Genomic DNA, 744 nt, shown 5'->3' with positions numbered 1-744 from the left:
CCCGGTTTTGGAGACCGGTGCTCTACCAACTGAGCTACGCCCCTAAATTTCTTATCATTAAGCCTGCTAAATAGCAGGCTTAATTTTCTAATAAGTGGCGGAACGGACGGGACTCGAACCCGCGACCCCCTGCGTGACAGGCAGGTATTCTAACCGACTGAACTACCGCTCCACCGAATACTTCTGCAACCACCGGTTTTATGCCCCGGTGTGACTGCTTWATTTGATGCCTGGCAGTTCCCTACTCTCGCATGGGGAGACCCCACACTACCATCGGCGCTACGGCGTTTCACTTCTGAGTTCGGCATGGGGTCAGGTGGGACCACCGCGCTACGGCCGCCAGGCAAATTCTTTGTGCTCTGTCCTGTGTCTTTTGCGCTGATACTGCGTTGGCTGCTCTGGCGAACGTCAGTCACATACCTGTGTATGCTCCTTCCGTCGCTGCGTTTGCCGCCTTGTCTCAGCGCAAAATCCTTCGGACTCTGAATCTAAGCTGAATATTGTCTCTCAAATCGCCAAAACATCTTCGGCGTTGTAAGGTTAAGCCTCACGGTTCATTAGTACCGGTTAGCTCAACGCATCGCTGCGCTTACACACCCGGCCTATCAACGTCGTCGTCTTCAACGTTCCTTCAGGACTCTCAAGGAGTCAGGGAGAACTCATCTCGGGGCAAGTTTCGTGCTTAGATGCTTTCAGCACTTATCTCTTCCGCATTTAGCTACCGGGCAGTGCCATTGGCATGAC

Annotated in this window: 1 tRNA gene and 2 rRNA genes; all 3 read right to left on the bottom strand. The window is 53.2% G+C overall.

Annotated features, from left to right (window positions below):
* Window positions 1-95: 95 nt before the first annotated feature.
* Window positions 96-172 (bottom strand) — tRNA-Asp (locus FE839_RS24570).
* Between the two features lie 56 nt (window positions 173-228).
* A 5S ribosomal RNA gene (rrf, locus tag FE839_RS24565) occupies window positions 229-344 on the bottom strand.
* Between the two features lie 192 nt (window positions 345-536).
* Window positions 537-744, bottom strand: a 23S ribosomal RNA gene (locus FE839_RS24560); the annotation flags it as partial.

The sequence above is a fragment of the Klebsiella indica genome (genome assembly GCF_005860775.1).
GTDB classification, from domain to species: Bacteria; Pseudomonadota; Gammaproteobacteria; order Enterobacterales; family Enterobacteriaceae; genus Klebsiella; species Klebsiella indica.
The sequence above is the reverse complement of the archived record's forward strand: the minus strand, read 5'-3'. Positions and strand labels throughout refer to the sequence as shown.